Below are 19,890 nucleotides of genomic sequence, written 5' to 3' on the forward strand. Positions count from 1 at the left end.
AAACGCCCGGTTACATTCCGAACCCGGAAGCTAAGCCTCACAGCGCCGATGGTACTGCAGGGGGGACCCTGTGGGAGAGTAGGACACCGCCGAACAAAATTTGAGAAAACCCCGCACCTCACGGTGCGGGGTTTTCTGCGTTTAGGCTGGTGCCATGCGCTATGACCTCGTCATCTTCGACAACGACGGTGTCCTCGTGGACAGCGAGCCCATCTCCAACCGGCTCCTGGCCGGCTATCTGACCGAGCTGGGGCACCCGACGTCGTACGAGGACTCCATCCGGGACTACATGGGCGCCGCGATGCACCGCGTCCACGACCTGGTCCTGGAGCGGACGGGGCAGCGGCTGCCGGACGACTTCGACGACGTCTTCCACGGACGCGTCTTCGCCGCGTTCGAGCGGGACTTGCGGCCCATGGCCGGGGTCGACGGGGTGCTGGAGAAGCTGGCGGCGGACGGGGTGCCGTACTGCGTGGCCTCCTCCGGCAGCCATGAACGGATCCGGGTCGGGCACCGGACGACCGGACTCGACCGGTGGTTCGCGCGGGACCGGGTCTTCAGCTCCCAGGACGTCGGACGGGGCAAGCCGGCGCCCGACCTCTTCCTCCACGCGGCCGAACGGATGGGTGTCGCACCCGAGCGGTGCCTCGTCGTGGAGGACTCACCGCTGGGCGTCCAGGCGGCCGTCGCGGCCGGGATGGACGTGTACGGGTTCACCGCCATGACACCTGCGGACCGGCTGTGCGGGGCCGGGGCCACACAACTCTTCTCCACCATGGGCGAGTTGGCCGACCTGCTCGTATGACCCCGCGTATGACCGCGGCCACCACCCCGTGCCTGACATTTGTCATGCGGACCTCCGGACGATCGTTTCTACTGCCGGACCCCCTCCGACCGCGAAGCTAAGGGCATGACGAAGAACACGGGGAACACCGCAGGCGCCGCGACCACCGGCCGGACCGAGAAGCAGAACGAGCAGCAGGCCCCGAGCGTGCTGGACAACTTCCGGCCGCTGATCGTGGACGTGGCCGTCCCGCTCGGCTCGTACTACCTCTTCAAGAACGCCTTCGGGATGAGCACCTTCGCGGCGCTCGCCTGGAGCAGCGTCGTGCCGGCCGTCCGCACCGTGTGGAGCCTCGTCAAGGAGCGGCGGACCAACGCGCTGGCCGGCCTGATCCTGTTCGTCAACGTCGTCTCCCTCCTGCTGAGCTTCGTCGCCGGCGACCCGCGGCTGATGCTCGCCAAGGACGGCGCGGTCAGCAGCACCGTCGGCATCGGCATCCTGGTCTCCGTGTTCCTCGGCCGCCCGATGATGTCGGAAGGCATGAAGCCCTTCATCCTCAAGGGCAGCCCGGCCAAGGTCGCCGCATGGGAGCGGCTGACCTCCGGTGCGTCCGTCCGCTCATCGGCCTTCCGTCGCAAGGAGATGGCGTTCTCCCTCGTCTGGGGTGTAGCGCTGCTTGCCGAATGCGTGATGCGGGTCGTGGGCGCGTACACCGTCCCGATCGACACCATGGTCTGGCTCGGCACCGTCCTGACCGTGGGCACCCTGGCGCTCGCCTTCGTGGTCAGCGGCGGGCTGGCCGTCGAGCCGATGGAGAAGATGCTGGCCGCCGAGGTCGAGGCCGCGGAGGAGGCCGAGAAGGCCGCCGTGACCGTCGCCGCGTGACGCACGAACCCGCCGGGTGCAAGAAGCTGAGAAAAACTCACCTTCGGCTGGATCTACCCACAGGTAGCCTGGGGCCCTACGCTCGCCGCCATGACAGATGTGCTGCGGCGCGGTAGGGCCTCTCTGGCGTTCAGCTTCTTCGCCCAGGGCGTCACCTTCGCCCTTCTCGTGACGCGCATCCCGGCCATCCAGGACCGGTACGGCATCTCCGACGCGTTGCTCCCCGCCTTCCTGGCCGCCGTGCCGATCCTCGCCGGCGTCGGGAGTGTGACCACCGAGCAGTTGGTGAAGCGGGTCCGGCCCAGCCGGCTGCTGCGCCGGACCCAGCCGGTGGTGCTGATGGCTCTGCTCGGGGTCGGGGCCGGCGGGCGGATGTCCGAGGTGGCGGTCACCCTGGCCGCTTTCGGGCTCGCCGTGGGCGCGCTGGACGCCTCCATGAACATGCTCGGGGTGAGCCTGCAACGGCAGTACGGGCGCAGCATCATGCTGAGTTTCCACGCGGCGTACAGCCTGGGCGGGATCGTGGGCGCCTCGCTGGCGTGGGCGGGGGCGCACTGGCACCTCGCGCTGTGGGTGTCGTACCTGCCGGTGGTGGCGGTGCTGGTGCCGGCGACGCTGGTGGCGAGCCGGTGGTACGTCGACGGGGGCGCGGCGCCCGCGGTGGAGGAGGCCGGCTCCGGCGGTGGCGGCGGCCTGGTGTTCAAGCTGCTGCTGCCGCTGTGCCTGGTGATGACGTTTGGGTACATCGGGGATTCGACCGTCTCCAACTGGAGCGCGAAGTACCTCAAGGACGTGCTGGGCAGCTCGGAACAGCTCGCGACGGTGCCGTACAACGTGTACATGGTGACCACGCTGGTCGGGCGGGCCATCGGGGACTCCGGGGTACGGCGGTTCGGTGCGGTGGCGGTCGTACGGCTCGGGGCGCTGGTGGCGGCGCTGGGGTTCGCGGTGGTGGCGTCGGCGCCGGGGGCGTGGGTGGGCATGCTCGGGTTCACCCTGCTGGGGCTCGGGCTGTGTGTGCTGGTGCCGCAGACGTTCGCCGCGGCGGGGCGGCTGTTCCCGGAAGACTCGGACGCGGCGATCGCCCGGCTGAACATCTTCAACTACGTCGGTTTCCTGGTCGGTTCGCCGTTGGTGGGGGCGATCGGGGACGCCTGGAGCTACCGCGGGGCGATGCTCGTACCGATGGTGTTGGTGCTGGTGACGTTGGTGTACGCCCGTTCGTTCGCGGTCCGGCCGGACCGATACGGTGGCGGGCATGAGCGGCCGCGCACAGCTGATGTGGGACGAGGCAGTAACGGGCTATGACTTCGGTCCGGACCACCCGATGGACCCGGTCCGGCTGGAGCTGACCCGGAAACTGGTGGCGGCCTTCGGGCTGGACCGGGCGGTGCGGGTCGTCGCGGCGAAGCCGGCCGGGGAGTCGACGCTGCGCCTGGTCCACCGTGAGGACTACATCGACGCGGTGAAGGCCGCCTCGGCGGATCCGGCGGCGGCCGACGGGTCGTACGGGCTCGGCACGCCGGACGATCCCGCGTTCGCCGGGATGCACGAGGTGTCCGCGCTGATCGCGGGGCAGTCGGTGGGCGCGGCGGAGGCGGTGTGGCGCGGGGACGCCGACCACGCGGTGAACTTCGCGGGCGGTCTGCACCATGCGATGCCGGGGGGTGCCTCGGGGTTCTGCATCTACAACGACGCGGCGCTGGCCATCGCGCGGCTGCTGGAGCTGGGCGCCGAGCGGGTCGCCTATGTGGACGTCGACGTGCACCACGGGGACGGGGTGCAGGCGGCGTTCTGGGAGGACCCGCGGGTGCTGACGATCTCGCTGCACGAGCATCCCCGTACGTTGTTCCCGCAGACCGGGTGGCCCGAGGAGACCGGGGCCGGGGCGGGGGAGGGGTGCGCCGTGAACGTGGCGCTGCCGGCGGGGACGGGGGACGCCGGGTGGGTGCGGGCGTTCCACGCGGTGGTGCCGGAGCTGCTGGCGGGGTTCCGGCCGCAGGTGCTGGTGTCCCAGCACGGGGCGGACACGCACTTCGAGGACCCGCTGGCGCACCTCGCGGTGTCGCTGGACGCGCAGCGGGCGGTGCAGGTGGCCTGTCACGAGCTGGCGCACGAGTACGCCGGCGGGAAGTGGGTGGCACTGGGGGGCGGTGGCTACGCGGTGGTGGACGTCGTACCGCGGTCCTGGACGCATCTGGTGGGGATCGCCGCGGGGCGGGAGGTCGCGCCGGAGACGGTGATTCCGGAGGAGTGGCGGCGGGAGGTGTTCGCGCGGACCCGGCAGCTGGGGCCGCAGCGGATGACGGACGGGCGGTGGCCGGTGTCGTACGCGGAGTGGGACGCCGGGTACGACCCCGCTGATCGCTTGGATCAGGCGGTACGGGCTTCTCGCCGGGCGGCGTTTCCCTTGCGGGGGCTTCTGCCGTGAGATTCCCTTGGCAGGGCTTCTGCCGTGAGTTTCCCACCTACCCGCCCGAAACTGTCGGCTGAGAGGGCACCGGCCGGGGTGGGGGCCCGGGTCGGCTGGAACGTGTGCCAGGGTGCGTGGGGGCTGTCCAAGTGCCGCGGTTTAGGCCGACCGTGCGGTGTTTCGACGTTCCCTGTGTTTCCGGAGAATGCGTCCGTCAGCATCTTCCGTGTGGGGATCGTCGAGGAGCTTCGGGCGCATCTGCTCGCCGCCCGGCTGGCCGGGGAGGTCCGGACGTGCCGGGAGGGGAGTCTTCGGCGGTACCGGCTGTTCGCCGCGCGGGACCCGCGGGTGCTCATCGGGGTTGATCCCGAAGGCGGGTGGGGCGAGCGGGAGTTGCTCGGGCTGATGGCGGAGCGGTGCGGGATTTCGGCCGATCCCCGGATGACGAGCGGGTCGGAGGTGATCGACCCGGAGCTGACGCTGGCCGCGCTGGACGCGTTCGCCGAGCGGGTCGGGGAGGTCGCCCTGCGTCGTGGGCCGGTGCTGCTCGGCACCGGGCACCCGGGGCCGCTGCTCGGTTTCTACGCCGCCCTGGCGTACGCGCTGTCGGCGGTGGGATGTGAGGTGCTCACCCCCGCGCAGGGTCGCCGTATCGACATATTGACCCAGTTCGGTCTACGCACGCTCACCGTGGACTACGCACGGGATGTCGCGTTGGTGCGGGAACCCGTCTCCGAGCGCCCCGGTTGTGAGCCGGGGGCGCACAGCCACTCGCCGCTCCCGGTTCGGGTCGCCCTGGATGCGGCGGCCCGGTGCGGGGGGCCGCTGCCCGAGCTGGTGATCGGCGATCACGGGTGGCTCTGCGGTGCAGGTCAGCTGGGGTTCGAGGCGATCGGGCTGGCGGACGCGGATGATCCGGCGCCGTTCGTGGGGCAGGCCGAGGGGCGGGTGGCCGTCGTCGTTCCGCTTGATGACGGGGCGCCGTCTGCTGCGTACCGGCCGCTGGCCCGCTACGTACTCAAACGAGCATGCTTGTCACAGTAGGCCTGCGATGGGTGCACCTCTTCCCCACTCGCATCACCCGCCCCTACATTGGGGAGTGAGCACGCAACGACGAAGAGTCACCGGAAGGGGAAGCCGGTGGCCGTCGAGTGCGGAAGGTTCAGGTGTGTCATGGCTGCAGCTGGCGAAAGGCCTCTGAACGAGGTGCAGTTCCTTACCGTGGCGGAGGTCGCCTCGGTGATGCGAGTGTCGAAGATGACCGTGTACCGGCTGGTGCACAGCGGTCATCTGCCCGCGATCCGGGTGGGGCGGTCCTTCCGCGTCCCCGAGCAAGCGGTACACGAGTACCTTCGCGAGAGCTATGTGGGGGTGGAGACGGCCTAGCGGAAAACCCTCGATTACAAGTGCGCCCGCTCGAGCGGGTAGGCTAGCCCCTCGTAGGTCGTGTGGGCCCATGGCGCCCAAACAACCAGTGATGAGAAGTGAGCGAGGGTAGTCGTGGGCTCTGTAATCAAGAAGCGGCGCAAGCGGATGGCCAAGAAGAAGCACCGCAAGCTGCTCAAGCGCACGCGCGTTCAGCGCCGCAACAAGAAGTAAGCGGCGCCGCGAGAGGCGTGTCTCTGTGGCCCCCCAGCCATCCCGGCCGGGGGGCCACAGGCGTGTCCGGGGTCATCGGCGGACCGGGTCATCGGAGGATCTGCGGCCACTGGCAGGTCCGGGGGCGCGGCGGCTGGTGAAATTCCGCCATCTCGGGTGTCCGGTGGTCATCACAGTGCAACATCCACCCGCTAAGTTGGCGGCACACGGGGAACGTGGGCTGGGACCAGGTCTCGCGCGAGTCGGGGCGAGTCGGGAAGGAAGGCGCTGATCTTGGGCAAGATCGTGCTGGTCACCGGAGTGGCCCGGCAGGTGGGCGGCCGGTTCGTGCGGCGGATCCAGCGTGACCCGGAGGTGGACCGGGTGATCGCCGTGGACGCGGTGCCTCCCGCACACCACCTGGGCGGGGCGGACTTCATCCAGGCCGACATCCGGCAGCCCGGGATCGCGCGGGTGCTCGCCGAGACGGGCGCCGACACGGTCGTCCACCTGGACGTGGCGGGCACGGCCCTGGGCGCCGGCAGCCGGGCCACGGTCAAGGAGACCAATGTCATCGGCACCATGCAGCTCCTCGGCGCCTGCCAGAAGTCGCCTGCGGTGCGGCGGCTGGTGGTGAAGTCCAGTACGAACGTCTACGGTTCCGCGCCGCGCGATCCGGCCGTGTTCACCGAGACCACCCCGGCCAAGTCGCTGCCCAGCGGCGGCTTCGCGAAGGACACGGTGGAGGTCGAGGGGTACGTGCGCGGGTTCGCCCGGCGGCGGCCGGACGTCGCCGTGTGCGTGCTGCGGTTCGCCAACATCCTCGGCCCGGCCGCGGACACCCCGCTCGCCTCCTACTTCGCGCTGCCGGTCCTGCCGACGGTGTTCGGCTACGACCCCCGGCTGCAGTTCGTGCACGAGGACGACGTCATCGAGGTGCTGCGGATCTCCTGCCACGAGGCCCGCCGGGGCACGCTGAACAGCGGCACGTTCAACATCGCCGGGGACGGTGTCCTGCTGCTGTCGCAGTGCTCGCGGCGGCTGGGCCGGCCGACGGTGCCGCTGCTGCTGCCCGCGGTCACCTGGGCCGGCTCCCTGGTGCGGACCCTCGGCATGACGGACTTCTCCCCGGAGCAGATCCGGCTGCTCACGCACGGCCGGGTGGTCGACACCACGCAGATGCGGGAGACGCTGGGGTTCCGGCCGAAGCACACCACCGCGGAGACGTTCGCGGACTTCGCGCGCGGCCAGGGACCGGGCCTGCTGCCGCCGGAGGTGCTCGCGGGCGCGGTCGACCGGGTGGCCGCGCTGTCCGAGCGGGGCGCCGCCGGCAGCCCTCCGCGCGGCTCCGCGCCGAGTCCCTCCCGCAGTCATTCCCAGAGCGCCAACTAGCTAGCGCCGATCGAGGAGCGCATCAACGATGGCGGACGCCAAGGTCATTCCGTTCGACGACGACCGGTCCCGCGGGGGCGGCGGCGCGCAGCGGCCGTCGCGTCGCCGGAGCGCGGGCAGCAGGCGCAAGGGGGGCAACGGCGGCGAGGGGGCGGCGGTGCGCGGGATCGGCGAGGCCGGTGACACCGGGGAGGCGGGGGACGTACAGGCGCTGCCGGGCCGGGGCGGGGCGGGGGACGATGGTGGTGTGAGCCGTGCGGAGAACCCGGAGAGCGGGGGCGGGGACGCGGACGACGGCGGCCTGGAGCGGCGGGTGGCGGCCGGGCTGGCCTTTCTGCGCCGCAGGCTGACCGGGGACTACGAGGTCGACGACTTCGGCTACGACGAGGAGCTGACCTCCCAGGTCCTGATGTCGCTGCTGCGGCCGGTGTACGAGAAGTACTTCCGGGTCGAGGTGAAGGGCATCGGGAACATCCCGAAGGAGGGCGGCGCGCTGATCGTCGCCAACCACTCGGGGACGCTGCCGCTGGACGGCCTGATGATGCAGGTCGCGGTGCACGACAACCATCCGGCGGGCCGGCATCTGCGGCTGCTCGCGGCCGATCTGGTGTTCATGCTGCCGGTGGTCAACGAGCTGGCCCGCAAGCTGGGGCACACCCTGGCGTGCGCGGAGGACGCGGGGCGGCTGCTGGGGCAGGGCGAGCTGGTCGGGGTGATGCCGGAGGGCTTCAAGGGGATCGGGAAACCGTTCGGTGAGCGCTACAAGTTGCAGCGGTTCGGCCGGGGTGGGTTCGTCTCGACGGCGCTGCGGCAGGGCGTGCCGATCATTCCGTGCTCGATCGTCGGGGCGGAGGAGATCTATCCGATGATCGGCAACTCCAAGACGCTGGCCCGGCTGCTGGGCTTCCCGTACTTCCCGCTGACGCCGACGTTCCCCTGGCTGGGTCCGCTGGGCGCGATCCCGCTGCCCACGAAGTGGACGATCCAGTTCGGCGAGCCGATCCCGACGGACGGCTATCCGCCGGAGGCCGCGGACGACCCGATGCTGATGTTCAACCTGACCGACCAGGTCCGCGAACAGATCCAGCACACGCTGTACAAACTGCTGGTGCAGCGGAGGTCGGTGTTCTTCTGAGCACGACCGTTTGACCGGCTGGTCGGCACGGGCTGCCCGGAGCCGACGGACCGAGTCAGGCGCAGCTGTCCCGAAACCCGCGCAGCGGTGCGAGGGCAGCAAACAGGAGGGGCCAAACTGCTGGTGCAGCGGAGGTCGGTGTTCTTCTGAGCGTTTTCGGTGCGGCGACGGGGGCGCCCCCGCTCGGGTGGGGGCCCCCCGTCGCCGTACCGGAGTGGGGCTAGTCGGCGTCCTGTTCGTCGATGCCCAGGCCGGGGAGGAGGCCCGGCAGGAGGGGCGGGAGGGTGACGTCGGGGCGGCCGGCGGCCGGGGGGTTGGTGGTGGCCGGGGTGTTGCCGTCCTCGCCGGTCTTCGGCGGGTCGAGCAGGCCGCCCGTGCTGCCGCCGAGCAGGCCGCCGCTGCTGGTGCCGGTGGCCGAGCCGCTGGGGCTGCCGCTGGCGGTGTGGCCGCCGGAGGGCGCGGTCTTCCCGGTGGACGGGGTGGCCGGCCGGTCGGTGCCGGAGGTGCTGGTGGACGCCGAGCCGGAGCCGTGCCGCGCGCCGGGGTGGGCCGGGGTCTGCGGGAGCAGGGACTGCAGCGGAGCGACCTCTTCGTCTATGGCGTCGAACGACGAGGACACCCGGTCCTTGACGTCTCCGAGCTGGACGGGCAGCTTGTCGCTGAGCGCGGTCCAGGCCTCGCGGTGGGACCGGGAGAAGCTGGAGAGGGCCTGGATGGGGCCGAGGGAGCCGGGGTCGGCCTCGTAGGCCGCGTGCAGCAGGCGGTGGCCCTCGGAGACGTCGTGCTGCATCCCGGACAGGGTGCGGCGGATCTCACCGAGGGACTCGTGGTCGAGGTGGCCGCTGCGGCCGCGCTCCATCAGCCGGCGGGCCTCGCTGAGCCGGGTGGAGGCCTGGTCGAGGTAGGTCTGGCCGCGCTGGTCGTCGCCGTCGCTCATGTAGTTGAGCTTGAAGTCCTCGATGCCGCGCTTCAGGCCGTACAGCGAGTCACCGGGCAGTGCGTTGGAGCTGGCGGCGGCCACTCCGCCGAAGGCGCCCGCGGCCACGCCGACGCTGAGGCCGCCCGCGGCGAGCCCCTTGGTCAGCCTGCTCCGCGGCCGGAGTCTGTTCAGCGAGGTCGCCCGGTGGGCGCCCCGGCTCCGGGACCTCTGCTCGGGTACCGACGCGTCCGCCGCCCCGCCCAGTGTGCCCTCCTGGAGCATGGCCTCCATCGCGGCCACCAGCTGGGCCCGCTGGACGACCTTGACCTCCGGGTCGAGCTGCGGCCTGGGCAGCGCGCCGAGACCTGTCGCGAGGGCCAGCAGCTCGCCCTGCTCGGTCTGCTCCGCCGCGCCCTGCGGCGCCTGCGCCGGTGCTGCGGACTGCTCGGCCGCCGTGTCCCGGTCGGACTGCTCCTCCAGGGCCTGGGCGAAGGCGTTCGCCCGCCGGTGTGCCGATACGTTCGCGATCACTGGCGGCACCTCCTCTCGTCATGACGGTCGACTCCCCAGGGGGTCCTGAGGGTTGCACGTCCACGACGTTTCCACTCGATCGAGCGATCAGGGTCGGCCAGGACGTGACCACAGGGAGCCTGTATCCCGCACAACGACTGGCGCGGCACTTGGGTTACGGACGCAGGATGAACGGTTCGGAAAGTCAACGGTCCCTCACCGTGCGTGAGTTGACCGGTGGGCGTCAGCGGGCGTCGTCCGGCAGGAGCCGGGCGAGGGTGCGCACGGCCCGGTACTGGAGGGTCTTGATGGCGCCCTCGTTCTTGCCCATCACCCGGGCGGTCTCGGCGACCGAGAGGCCCTGGAGGAAGCGGAGCGTCACGCACTCCTGCTGCTGGGGGTTGAGCCGGCGTACGGCGTCCAGCAGGGCGGCGTTGGAGAGGGACTCCAGGACGGAGTCCTCCGGGGAGCGCTCGACCTCGTTGGCGTCGAGCATCTCGCCGGTGGTGACCTCCAGGCGGAAGCGGCTGGACTTGAAGTGGTCGGCGACGAGGTTGCGGGCGATCGTCACCAGCCAGGCGCCGAAGTCGCGGCCCTGCCAGGTGAAGGTGCCGATCCGGCGCAGCGCGCGCAGAAAGGTCTCGCTCGTGAGGTCCTCGGCGGTCGCCTTCCCGCCGACCCGGTAGTAGATGTACCGGTAGACGGTGTCGCTGTACTGGTCGTAGAGACGGCCGAACGCGTCGGCCTCGCCGGCCTGGGCGCGCTCGACGAGGTCCATCATGCGGGCGCTGTCGCTGTCGGCGGCCGGCCGGCGGACGGTGGTCGCGCCGGTGGCGCGCCCTCGTCTGCCGACTGCGGCACCGCCGTCGGCGAGGGCGTAGCACGGGCCGGCGGGCGCGGCGGCTACGGCAAGGGCGGGGACGGCGTACGCGGTGGGGACCAAGCCGCGCAGCGTGTCTTTGACCGTTGCGATCGTTGCGCGCAGCGTAGCCAGGCCCGAGGCGTCAACCCCGACGTGTGGGTACACGGGACTCCCAGAGGCAGAGCTTCCATCACGTGCAGTACGGAACCTTTCACCCGTCGTAGCGACGGAGGGGTACCGGTTTGCGTTTGAGGAGAATAACGCTTCGTGCAGGCACTGCTACACCCAGTTGCTCAAATCATCGATTACGTCGCTTCTGTAACCGATTGACGGCCTCTCAAGTTACGCAAGTTGACCGCCCATTGATCGAAATGGGGCAGGTTTCTGCGAAAGCTGGGGCGTGTTGGCAAGTCCACGGCATAATTCGGGCGCGCGGAACTGGTACTCGGGTTCGTGCCCCGAAGGGGCGCGGGGCTGTATCGCCATGCGGCTCCGCCGCGTGGGCGCGACAGGCCATGACGCGCCCGCACCCGGCAACGCACCGCCGGCTCTGCGGCGAGTAGCCGCTATCGGCGTCGCCGGCTGAAGGCGATCGCCGCCGCAGTGCCACCGGCGACCGCGCCGACGCCCGCCGCCGCGGGGATGCCGACCTTCGCGGCCTTGCGCCCGGTGCGGTAGTCCCGCAGTCGCCAGTCCTTTTCCCGCGCGTACCTGCGCAGCTTCGCGTCGGGGTTGATGGCGTACGGGTGCCCCACGAGCGACAGCATCGGGATGTCGTTGTGCGAGTCGCTGTACGCGGCGCACCGCCCCAGCTCCAGCTTCTCCGCCGAGGCCAGTGCCCGCACCGCCTCCGCCTTGGCCGGCCCGTGCAGCGGCTCGCCGACCAGTCGGCCGGTGTAGACGCCGTCGACCGACTCCGCGACCGTGCCGAGCGCGCCGGTCAGTCCCAGTCGCCGCGCGATCACCTGGGCGATCTCCACCGGCGCCGCCGTGACCAGCCACACCTTCTGGCCCGCGTCCAGGTGGGCCTGGGCCAGCGCCCGGGTGCCCGGCCAGATCCGTTCGGCCATGTACTCGTCGTAGATCTCCTCGCCGATCGCCCGCAGTTCGGCGACCCGGTGGCCCTTGACGATGGAGAGGGCCGAGTCCCGGGCGTCCTGCATGTGTTCGGGGTCCTCGACGCCGGCCAGCCGGAACCACGCCTGCTGCCAGGCGAACCGGGCCAGCTCGCGCGTCTCGAAGAACTTCCGCTTGTACAGGCCGCGTCCGAAGTGGAACAGCGCGGCACCCTGCATGACGGTGTTGTCGAGGTCGAAGAAGGCGGCGGCCCGGTCGTCGCCGAGCACGGGGAACTCGGGTTCCCGGCCGGCGGAGTCCTGCGCGGCGGATTCCGCGTCCTGCGAGGACTTGCGGGCGGCCTCCGCCGAGGCCTCGCCTGCCAACACGCTCCGCGCCGTGGCGGAGCGCCTACGGGGGGTGAGCCATCCGAGAGCGGCCATGGCGTGAGCATAGCCAGTTTGTTCGGTGCTTCCGGCGCGGACAGGTGCCGACCCCGTGAACTGTGGGGTACGAGCGTCACCGGGAAGCGGTTCGCGCACGCGGGACAATGGCTGACATGAGCCCCCTCTTCCGGCGCAAGGCCGCCCCCGCCGCCGTAGCCGCCGATGGCGCCACCGGCCCGCGCGAGCGGCTGGTCACCCTCATCGGCAAGCCCGGCTGCCATCTGTGCGACGACGCGCAGGAGGTGGTCGACAAGGTCTGCGGCGAACTCGGCGTCCCCTGGGAGCGCAAGGACATCACCGAGGACAAGGACCTCCACGACCAGTACTGGGAGCAGATCCCCGTCGTCCTCGTGGACGGGGAGCAGCACACGTTCTGGCGGGTCGACGAGGCTCGTTTGCGCAAAGAACTGACCGAGTAGTACAAGGCCGTACCGAACGTCGCTTAGGATCGGGATGTTTGGTCTCGGGGGCGGGATTCGCAAGGAGAGTGTCGGTTTTGCCCCCAGGGATTGGCCGAAGAGTGACGTGCGTGAGCCCGGTCACGTTGGGCGGGCAAATCGGACACCATCTTTGTGCACGCGTTCACAAAGACATAGCCTGCTTCCGACGGGGTGGTCCGGGAACGTATGACCGCCCACAGCCCCGCTCTACCCGCAGGAGCACCGTGGCAACTGGCCGAACACACCGACCGGCGACCCGTAGCCGAGGGATTCCCGAGGCCACCGTCGCCAGGCTTCCGCTGTACCTCCGAGCCCTGACAGCACTGTCGGAGCGCTCGGTGCCCACGGTCTCCTCCGAGGAGCTGGCCGCGGCGGCGGGGGTCAACTCCGCCAAGCTGCGCAAGGACTTCTCCTACCTGGGGTCGTACGGAACGCGCGGTGTCGGCTACGACGTCGAGTACCTCGTCTACCAGATCTCCCGCGAGCTGGGCCTGACCCAGGACTGGCCGGTTGTGATCGTCGGTATCGGTAACCTCGGCGCCGCCCTCGCCAACTACGGCGGGTTCGCCTCCCGCGGCTTCCGTGTCGCCGCGCTGATCGACGCCGACCCCGCGATGGCCGGCAAGCCGGTCGCCGGGATCGCCGTCCAGCACACGGACGAGCTGGAGAAGATCATCCACGACGACCGGGTGTCGATCGGCGTGATCGCGACCCCCGCGGGCGCCGCCCAGCAGGTCTGCGACCGCCTGGTCGCCGCCGGTGTCACCTCCATCCTGAACTTCGCGCCGACCGTGCTGTCCGTCCCGGACGGCGTCGACGTACGCAAGGTGGACCTCTCCATCGAGCTGCAGATCCTCGCGTTCCACGAGCAGCGCAAGGCCGGCGAGGAGACCGCCGCCGGTGACGGCGCGCTGCCCGCGGCCACCCCCCGCGAGGCGTCCGCCGCCGACCAGGGACCCGACGGGGACGTGCCCGCCGTGATGCCGGCATGAGTCTCCTCGTCGTCGGGCTGAGCCACCGCAGCGCGCCGGTCAGCGTGCTGGAGCGGGCCGCGCTGAGCGCGGACGCCCAGGTCAAGCTGCTCCAGGACACGGTCGCCGCGGAACCGGCCACCGAGGCCGCGGTGCTCGCCACCTGCAACCGCATCGAGCTCTACGCCGACGTCGACAAGTTCCACGCCGGTGTCGCCGAGCTGTCCACGCTGCTCGCCCAGCACAGCGGCGTCGGTCTCGACGAACTCACTCCCTATCTCTATGTGCACTACGAGGACCGGGCGGTCCACCACCTGTTCTCGGTGGCCTGCGGACTGGACTCGATGGTCGTCGGCGAGGGCCAGATCCTCGGCCAGATCAAGGACTGCCTGGCCCGCGCCCAGGAGCTGCACAGCGCCGGCCGGCTGCTGAACGACCTGTTCCAGCAGGCCCTGCGCACCGGCAAGCGCGCCCACTCCGAGACCGGCATCGACCGCGCCGGCCAGTCCCTGGTCACCTTCGGCATGGAGCAGCTGGCCGCGGGCGGCGACGTCCGGGACTGGGCGTCCGGCCGTACGGCCCTGGTCATCGGCGCCGGCTCGATGTCGTCCCTGGCCGCCGCGACCCTGGCCCGCGCCGGGATCACCGAAATCGTCGTCGCCAACCGCACCTTCGAGCGCGCCGAGCGCCTCGCGCAGATCCTCGGCGAGGGCGACGACACCGCCGTAGCCGCGCGTGCCGTGCGCATGGCCGCCGTGCCCGGCGAGCTGGCGCGCGCCGACGTGGTCGTCTCCTGCACCGGCGCGACCGGCCTCGTGCTCACCGCGGACGCGGTCGCCGAGGCGGTCGAGCACCGCACCGGGCGCCCGGCGGAGACGGGCGAGGGCAGCGGTCGTACGACCGTGACGGCCGCCGAGGCCCTGCAGCGGGCCACCGGCACCGACTGCCCCCTCGACACGGCCCCCGCGCAGAGTGTCCAGACCGTCCAGGGCGCCACCGGCTTCTCCGTGCACGGCGAGGCCGCCGTCGCCGGGATGGACGCCGCCACGCTGGAGCAGCACGGGGCCTGGGCCACCGGCGCCGCCACCGTGGACCGGCGCGAGCGCCGCGGCCCCGAGGCCGACGCCGAGCTGATCACCGCGCTCGCCGCGACCGCCGCCACCGTCGGCCGGATCCCCGAGCGCCGCAAGCCCGAACCGGTCGCCGAGATCCCGCGCCCGGCCCCCGCCCTGTTCCTCCTCGACCTGGCGATGCCCCGCGACATCGACGCGGCCGTGCACCGGCTGGCCGGGGTACGCCTGGTGGACATTGAGTCCCTCGCCGAGGCGTCCGCCGACGCACCGATGGCGGCGGACGTCGACCAGGTCCGGCGTATCGTCTCCGACGAGGTCGCCGCGTTCGGCGCGGCCCAGCGGGCGGCGCACATCACGCCGACCGTGGTGGCGCTGCGCACCATGGCCGCCGACGTCGTCGCGAGCGAGATCGCCCGGCTCGACGGCCGCCTGCCCGACCTGGACGCCCGCCAGCGCGGCGAGATCCGGCAGGCCGTGCACCGGGTCGTCGACAAGCTGCTGCACGCGCCGACCGTACGGGTCAAGGAACTCGCGGCCGAGCCCGGCGGCGCCGGGTACGCGGACGCGCTGCGCACCCTGTTCGACCTCGACCCCGAGACGGTGGCCGCCGTCTCCCGGGCCGGGGACAGCACAGAAACGAAGGACCGACCGGCATGAGTGAGAGAGCTTTGAGACTGGGGACGAGGCGCAGCAAGCTCGCCATGTCCCAGTCCGGGCAGGTGGCCGAGGAAGTGAGCAGGGTGACCGGCCGGCCCGTCGAGCTGGTCGAGATCACCACGTACGGCGACACCTCGCGCGAGCACCTGGCGCAGATCGGCGGCACCGGCGTCTTCGTCACGGCGCTGCGTGACGCGCTGGTGCGCGGCGAGGTCGACTTCGCGGTTCACTCGCTCAAGGACCTGCCGACCGCGCAGCCCGAGGAGCTGGCCCTGGCCGCCGTACCGGTGCGCGAGGACCCCCGGGACGTGATCGTCGCTCGTGACGCGCTGAAGTTCACGGACCTGCCGCGCGGGGCCCGCATCGGCACCGGCGCGCCGCGCCGCATGGCGCAGCTCAACGCGTACGCGCGCAGCCACGGACTGGACATAGAGACCGTCCCGATCCGCGGCAACGTCGACACCCGCATCGGGTACGTCCGGGAAGGCGAGCTGGACGCGGTCGTCCTGGCCGCCGCCGGGCTGAACCGGATCGGCCGGGCCGACGAGGTGACCGACTTCCTGTCGGTCGACACGGTTCTGCCCGCCCCCGGCCAGGGGGCACTGGCGATCGAGTGCGCCGCGGACAACGCGGACCTCGTCGCCGCGCTCGGGGAACTCGACGACCCGTTCACGCGGGCCGCCGTGACCGCCGAGCGGTCCCTGCTCGCCGCCCTGGAAGCCGGCTGCAGCGCCCCCGTGGGCGCGCTGGCCGACCTCCTGGCCGACGGGCAGATTGTCAAGGAAATGCGCCTGCGCGGTGTTGTCGGCACGACCGACGGCACTCGTATGGTGCAGCTGTCCACCACCGGTCCCGTGCCCCAGACGCATGCGGAGGCGATAGCACTCGGTCGCGACCTCGCCACCGAGATGCTCGCCCAGGGCGCGGCCGGTCTGATGGGGGAGCGAGCACAGTGAGCCCCACCACCTTTGCCGCCGGCCTGGAACACGGCCACGTCACCTTCCTCGGTGCCGGACCCGGGGATCCGGGACTGCTGACTCTGCGCGCCGTGGAGGCGCTGTCGGGCGCGGACGTCCTGATCGCCGAGCACGAGGTGCTCGACGTGATCCGGGCGCATGCCCGGCAGGGCGTCGCCGTCGTGCCGACGGACGCGGACCGCTCCTCGGACCCGCTTTCGGGCACGGGCACGCCCCAGCTGACGGTTGTCGACGGGACGTCAGCAACCACTGCTTCCACGGGTGGTGCCCGGGATGCCGCTCATCTTGTCATGGAGGCCGCGCGCACCGGCAGGCGGGTCGTGCGTGCGGTCGCCGGGGACCCGGGACTTGATACGGACGCGGGCGCCGAAATGCTCGCCTGCGCCGCTGCCGGGGTGCCGTTCGAGGTCGTGCCCGGTGTGGCGGCGGCCGTCGGTGTGCCCGCGTACGCGGGTGTGCCGCTGCGGGACGCTCAGGGCGCGGACGTCCGGTTCGTGGACGCCCGTACGGCCTCCGACCGCTGCTGGACCGAGGTCGGTGCCTCCGACGGCACGGTGGTCGTCTCCACCACGCTGGACGCGGTGGCGGCGACGGCCGGCGAACTGGTGTCCGCCGGCCGCAAGCCCGACACCCCGCTGACGGTCACCGTCGCCGGTACGACGACCCGGCAGCGCACCTGGACGGCGACGCTCGGCACGATCGCGCAGACCCTGAAGCAGGCGAAGGTCCTGCCGTCCCCGGACGGCGGCCGCCCGGTGATAGCCGTGGTCGGAGACCGCAGCGCACCCGCCCAGCGCGACCAGCTGTCGTGGTTCGAGTCCAAGCCGCTGTTCGGCTGGAAGGTCCTCGTGCCGCGCACCAAGGAGCAGGCGGCCTCGCTCTCCGACCAGCTGCGCTCCTACGGCGCCGTCCCGCACGAGGTCCCGACGATCGCCGTCGAACCCCCGCGCACCCCGCAGCAGATGGAGCGCGCGGTCAAGGGCCTGGTCACCGGCCGCTACGAGTGGATCGCGTTCACCTCGGTCAACGCGGTCAAGGCGGTCCGTGAGAAGTTCGAGGAGTACGGCCTCGACGCGCGCGCCTTCGCCGGGATCAAGGTCGCGGCGGTGGGCGAGCAGACCGCCAAGGCGCTGATCGCCTTCGGCGTGAAGCCGGACCTGGTCCCCTCGGGCGAGCAGTCGGCGGCCGGTCTCCTGGAGGACTGGCCCCCCTACGACCCGGTGTTCGACCCGATCAACCGCGTCTTCCTCCCCCGCGCCGACATCGCCACGGAAACCCTGGTGGCCGGCCTGATCGAGCTGGGCTGGGAGGTCGACGACGTCACCGCCTACCGCACGGTCCGCGCGTCGCCGCCCCCGGCGGAGACCCGTGAGGCCATCAAGGGTGGCGGCTTCGACGCGGTCCTGTTCACCTCGTCCTCCACGGTCCGCAACCTCGTCGGCATCGCGGGCAAGCCGCACAACGTGACGGTCATCGCCTGCATCGGCCCGGCGACCGCCAAGACCGCCGAGGAACACGGCCTCCGCGTGGACGTCATGGCCCCCGAGCCCTCCGTCCACCGGCTCGCCGAGGCCCTCGCCGACTTCGGCACCCGCCGCCGCGCCGCCGCCCTGGAGGCCGGCGACCCGGTGACCCGCCCGAGCGAACGCCGCCCGGGGGCCCGCCGCCGCCGGTCGACGACCTGAGGTACCTCGCGGGTGTGGCCCGCACCCCCTGATCTGTTCAGGGGGTGCGGGCCACACGTGTCTTGTGCGTCAGTGAGAGGTGGAGCGCGTACGGCAGGCAGGTCGCCCAGGTGGCGGGGGCGGGTTCACTCCGTGCCGTGGGCCGTTCCGGTGGCGAGGGACGTGCCCAGGGGGGTGATGGTGTGCCAGACGCGTTGTCCTTCGCGGCGGGAGGTGATGAGGCCGGCCGAGCGGAGTACGCCGAGGTGTCCGCTCGCGGTCGCCGGTGCCACGCCCAGGCGGTGGGCGAGGTCGCCGGTGGTCGTCCCGTCGCGGGTCAGTTCCAGTACGGCGCCCCCTGGTGCGGCCGAGGAGGGCCGCCAGTGCCCTGCCGCTTCCTTCGGGGGGCAGGTCCCGTAGCCGGGCCAGGGCGAGCGGGTCGCGTACGGCCGGGTAGACGAGGAGCACTTCACCGTCCTGGCGCAGCACGGTGGGCTCCTTGCTGTGCATGCGCGGGCAGCCCCGCATGCAGGTCGCGGACGCCCAATGTCGCGCGTTCGGGGCGACAGCGGCAAGGCGACCCGCGGGAGCGGGCCCACCGTCGGAGGCCGGGACACGGGAAACGGCCCGTCCGACACAGGCGGTCGGGCCGTCAGTGCTCTCCGGGAAGGGCAGCAGGGCTTCACCGCCTGCGGGGCAGGGTGCTTGCCGTCGCACGCGTAGTACGGCGGGCGGTCCGAGGCGTATGCGCCCTTGGTCGCCACCGCCCAGGGGTATTGAACGTGCCCACGGTGCCGGGCGCTTGGTGGTTGATGTACTAGGTCGCGGAGCCGTTCAGGGTGTACCTCTGGCAGTAGTAGAAGGACTTCCAGGTGTAGCTGCCGTCGCTGTGCCGCAGGTGCACGCAGAAATACTTGTAGGCGCAGGTGAAGGAAGCTGTTGTGGTGGGCCGCGGTGACGGGGCGGCCGGGCCGGCGTTCGCGACGCCGCCCGAGAGTAACGTGGCGGCCAGCGCTGTGGCGGAGACGGTGGCTGCGGTGAATCGGCGTGTGCCCATGGAGGCTCCTCCGGGTCGGGCCATTCCCTGCACGTACGCGGCAACTGGCGGGGGTTCCGGACAACTCCCGTCGGATCACCAACCGTTGCACAGGGCAATGGCGCCGAACCAGGCCTTTCGGGCTGGGCCGAAAAGCCTGGCCGGACCGCAAGGCCCGGGTCGGGCTGCGCACCCTGCCTGCGTGCCGAGCCTGCGCCCGTAGGCCGACGGACGACCCCGCAGCGGTGAACGGGCCACCGGAGCCAGGCGGTCGGGGCTTCGGTTGGGCGTGCGCTGGGGCTTCGGGCGGTAAAAGACCAAAGAACCCAGGGAAATAACCAACCAACCCAACCAAACCCGGCGTTGATCACTCGGGCGGGTGAAATCGGCTGATCTGGCTGGCGCGTCGGTGGTGCGCGCGGGCAGTCTCGTGCCAGGGGCACGACCCGATTCCACAGGCCCGTGCATACGTCGGCCCCCGCTGGGACTGCCATCCCGGTGCGAGGGCCTGACCAACGAGGAAGTCGACCCTTCCCCATGGCTGATCAGAAGCCTATTCCCGTTCCGCGTCCGGCTCATGGTGTTCGCCGAAGCGACACACCTTCGGGGGTGATTCACGTACGTACGTACAAGGCCAACCAGTACGTTGTCATCGGCAACCACCTTGCCCAGCACCAGGAGTTGTCCCTGACCGCGATCGGCCTCGCGACCTACATCCTGTCGGTGCCCGAGGGCACACTGGTCGACATCCGCACTCTCGCGGAGCGCTTCACCGAGGGGCGGGAGCGGATCGCGGCCGCGCTGCGCGAGCTGGAGGCGCACGGCTACCTGGAGCGGGTCCGCGAGCACACGGCGGAGGGCAGGCTGGTCACGCGCACCTACGCTCATCACGTGCCCGAGTCGGTGCGACAGGCAGACGTGACCCCCTTGCCCCTGCGTGCTCCCGCCGCCCGCTCAGGGGGCGGCCGTCCCCGCGTGCAGAAGCGCCACGGGGCGGACGCCGGCGCCCAGGACACGTCCCAGGAGGGCGACCAAACCCCGCTGCCACCGTGCCCTGCCCCCGCGAGGGCGACCATTCCCGCCCAGGCGGAC

Annotated in this window: 19 protein-coding genes, 1 rRNA gene and 1 pseudogene; 16 read left to right on the forward strand and 5 right to left on the reverse strand. The window is 71.5% G+C overall.

Going from position 1 to position 19,890, the window contains the following annotated elements; translation table 11 throughout:
* From rrf to ABZ854_RS30555, 10 genes are all read left to right on the forward strand, one after another.
* Positions 1-95, forward strand: a 5S ribosomal RNA gene (gene rrf / locus ABZ854_RS30510); the annotation flags it as partial.
* Between the two features lie 59 nt (positions 96-154).
* Positions 155-805 carry an HAD family hydrolase gene (locus ABZ854_RS30515; protein WP_361217170.1) on the forward strand — a complete coding sequence of 217 codons (651 nt, stop codon included), beginning with the start codon at positions 155-157 and terminating at the stop codon, positions 803-805.
* Between the two features lie 105 nt (positions 806-910).
* Entirely contained in the window at positions 911-1,669 is a 759-nt protein-coding gene (locus ABZ854_RS30520; RefSeq protein ID WP_361217173.1) for a VC0807 family protein, read from the forward strand.
* 90 nt (positions 1,670-1,759) lie between these two features.
* The gene (locus tag ABZ854_RS30525) at positions 1,760-2,977 is read left to right on the forward strand and encodes an MFS transporter (RefSeq protein ID WP_361217176.1); all 1,218 of its coding nucleotides are present in this window, start codon (positions 1,760-1,762) and stop codon (positions 2,975-2,977) included.
* Positions 2,928-4,100 carry an acetoin utilization protein AcuC gene (locus tag ABZ854_RS30530; RefSeq protein ID WP_361217179.1) on the forward strand — a complete coding sequence of 391 codons (1,173 nt, stop codon included), beginning with the start codon at positions 2,928-2,930 and terminating at the stop codon, positions 4,098-4,100. Before ABZ854_RS30525 ends, ABZ854_RS30530 begins: the two co-directional genes overlap by 50 nt.
* Before the next feature lie 210 nt (positions 4,101-4,310).
* The gene (locus ABZ854_RS30535) at positions 4,311-5,126 is read left to right on the forward strand and encodes a phosphatase (protein ID WP_361217182.1); all 816 of its coding nucleotides are present in this window, start codon (positions 4,311-4,313) and stop codon (positions 5,124-5,126) included.
* A 129-nt stretch (positions 5,127-5,255) separates the two neighbouring features.
* Positions 5,256-5,468 (forward strand): helix-turn-helix domain-containing protein, encoded by a 213-nt coding sequence (locus ABZ854_RS30540; protein ID WP_004984898.1) that lies wholly within the window; start codon positions 5,256-5,258, stop codon positions 5,466-5,468.
* 114 nt (positions 5,469-5,582) lie between these two features.
* Entirely contained in the window at positions 5,583-5,681 is a 99-nt protein-coding gene (locus ABZ854_RS30545; protein ID WP_003948845.1) for an AURKAIP1/COX24 domain-containing protein, read from the forward strand.
* 273 nt (positions 5,682-5,954) lie between these two features.
* Complete coding sequence (locus ABZ854_RS30550; protein ID WP_361217184.1) at positions 5,955-7,052, forward strand: NAD-dependent epimerase/dehydratase family protein; 1,098 nt, start codon at positions 5,955-5,957, stop codon at positions 7,050-7,052.
* A 28-nt stretch (positions 7,053-7,080) separates the two neighbouring features.
* Positions 7,081-8,187 (forward strand): lysophospholipid acyltransferase family protein, encoded by a 1,107-nt coding sequence (locus ABZ854_RS30555; protein WP_361217186.1) that lies wholly within the window; start codon positions 7,081-7,083, stop codon positions 8,185-8,187.
* A gap of 220 nt (positions 8,188-8,407) precedes the next feature.
* Here the strand turns inward: ABZ854_RS30555 and ABZ854_RS30560 are convergent, their stop codons facing one another.
* The 3 genes from ABZ854_RS30560 to ABZ854_RS30570 form a co-directional block, all read right to left on the reverse strand.
* Positions 8,408-9,637 (reverse strand): DUF5667 domain-containing protein, encoded by a 1,230-nt coding sequence (locus ABZ854_RS30560; RefSeq protein ID WP_361217189.1) that lies wholly within the window; start codon positions 9,635-9,637, stop codon positions 8,408-8,410.
* A 223-nt stretch (positions 9,638-9,860) separates the two neighbouring features.
* Entirely contained in the window at positions 9,861-10,643 is a 783-nt protein-coding gene (locus ABZ854_RS30565; protein WP_361217193.1) for an ECF subfamily RNA polymerase sigma factor, BldN family, read from the reverse strand.
* Between the two features lie 401 nt (positions 10,644-11,044).
* Positions 11,045-11,977, reverse strand: coding sequence for an HAD-IB family hydrolase (locus ABZ854_RS30570; RefSeq protein WP_361217196.1), 933 nt, complete (start codon positions 11,975-11,977; stop codon positions 11,045-11,047).
* 107 nt (positions 11,978-12,084) lie between these two features.
* On the opposite strand from ABZ854_RS30570, the gene ABZ854_RS30575 reads away from it, so the two are divergent.
* The 5 genes from ABZ854_RS30575 to ABZ854_RS30595 all read left to right on the forward strand — a co-directional run bounded on the left by ABZ854_RS30575 (position 12,085) and on the right by ABZ854_RS30595 (position 17,783).
* On the forward strand, positions 12,085-12,399 hold the full coding sequence (locus ABZ854_RS30575) for a glutaredoxin family protein (protein WP_361217199.1): 315 nt from the start codon (positions 12,085-12,087) through the stop codon (positions 12,397-12,399).
* Between the two features lie 245 nt (positions 12,400-12,644).
* Positions 12,645-13,412, forward strand: a complete 768-nt coding sequence (locus ABZ854_RS30580; RefSeq protein WP_361217202.1) for a redox-sensing transcriptional repressor Rex — start codon at positions 12,645-12,647, stop codon at positions 13,410-13,412.
* Positions 13,409-15,121: a glutamyl-tRNA reductase gene (locus tag ABZ854_RS30585; RefSeq protein WP_361217205.1), complete on the forward strand. Its 1,713-nt coding sequence runs from the start codon at positions 13,409-13,411 to the stop codon at positions 15,119-15,121. The genes ABZ854_RS30580 and ABZ854_RS30585 overlap by 4 nt, the downstream gene beginning before the upstream one ends.
* Positions 15,118-16,077, forward strand: coding sequence for a hydroxymethylbilane synthase (gene hemC, locus ABZ854_RS30590; RefSeq protein ID WP_361217208.1), 960 nt, complete (start codon positions 15,118-15,120; stop codon positions 16,075-16,077). The genes ABZ854_RS30585 and hemC overlap by 4 nt, the downstream gene beginning before the upstream one ends.
* Positions 16,074-17,783 carry a uroporphyrinogen-III synthase gene (locus ABZ854_RS30595; protein ID WP_361217210.1) on the forward strand — a complete coding sequence of 570 codons (1,710 nt, stop codon included), beginning with the start codon at positions 16,074-16,076 and terminating at the stop codon, positions 17,781-17,783. Before hemC ends, ABZ854_RS30595 begins: the two co-directional genes overlap by 4 nt.
* 125 nt (positions 17,784-17,908) lie before the next feature.
* Here ABZ854_RS30595 and ABZ854_RS30600 read toward each other — a convergent pair whose 3' ends face one another.
* Both ABZ854_RS30600 and ABZ854_RS30605 read right to left on the reverse strand, forming a co-directional pair.
* Positions 17,909-18,235: a metalloregulator ArsR/SmtB family transcription factor gene (locus tag ABZ854_RS30600; protein ID WP_361217213.1), complete on the reverse strand. Its 327-nt coding sequence runs from the start codon at positions 18,233-18,235 to the stop codon at positions 17,909-17,911.
* A gap of 344 nt (positions 18,236-18,579) precedes the next feature.
* A complete protein-coding gene (locus ABZ854_RS30605; protein WP_361217216.1) occupies positions 18,580-18,819 on the reverse strand; it encodes a hypothetical protein in 240 nt (79 codons plus the stop codon).
* 516 nt (positions 18,820-19,335) lie between these two features.
* Here ABZ854_RS30605 and ABZ854_RS30610 point away from each other — a divergent pair.
* Positions 19,336-19,890: pseudogene (locus ABZ854_RS30610) on the forward strand (helix-turn-helix domain-containing protein); the annotation flags it as partial.

Origin of the sequence: Streptomyces sp. NPDC047028 (genome assembly GCF_040644095.1) — a bacterium.
GTDB lineage: Bacteria > Actinomycetota > Actinomycetes > Streptomycetales > Streptomycetaceae > Streptomyces.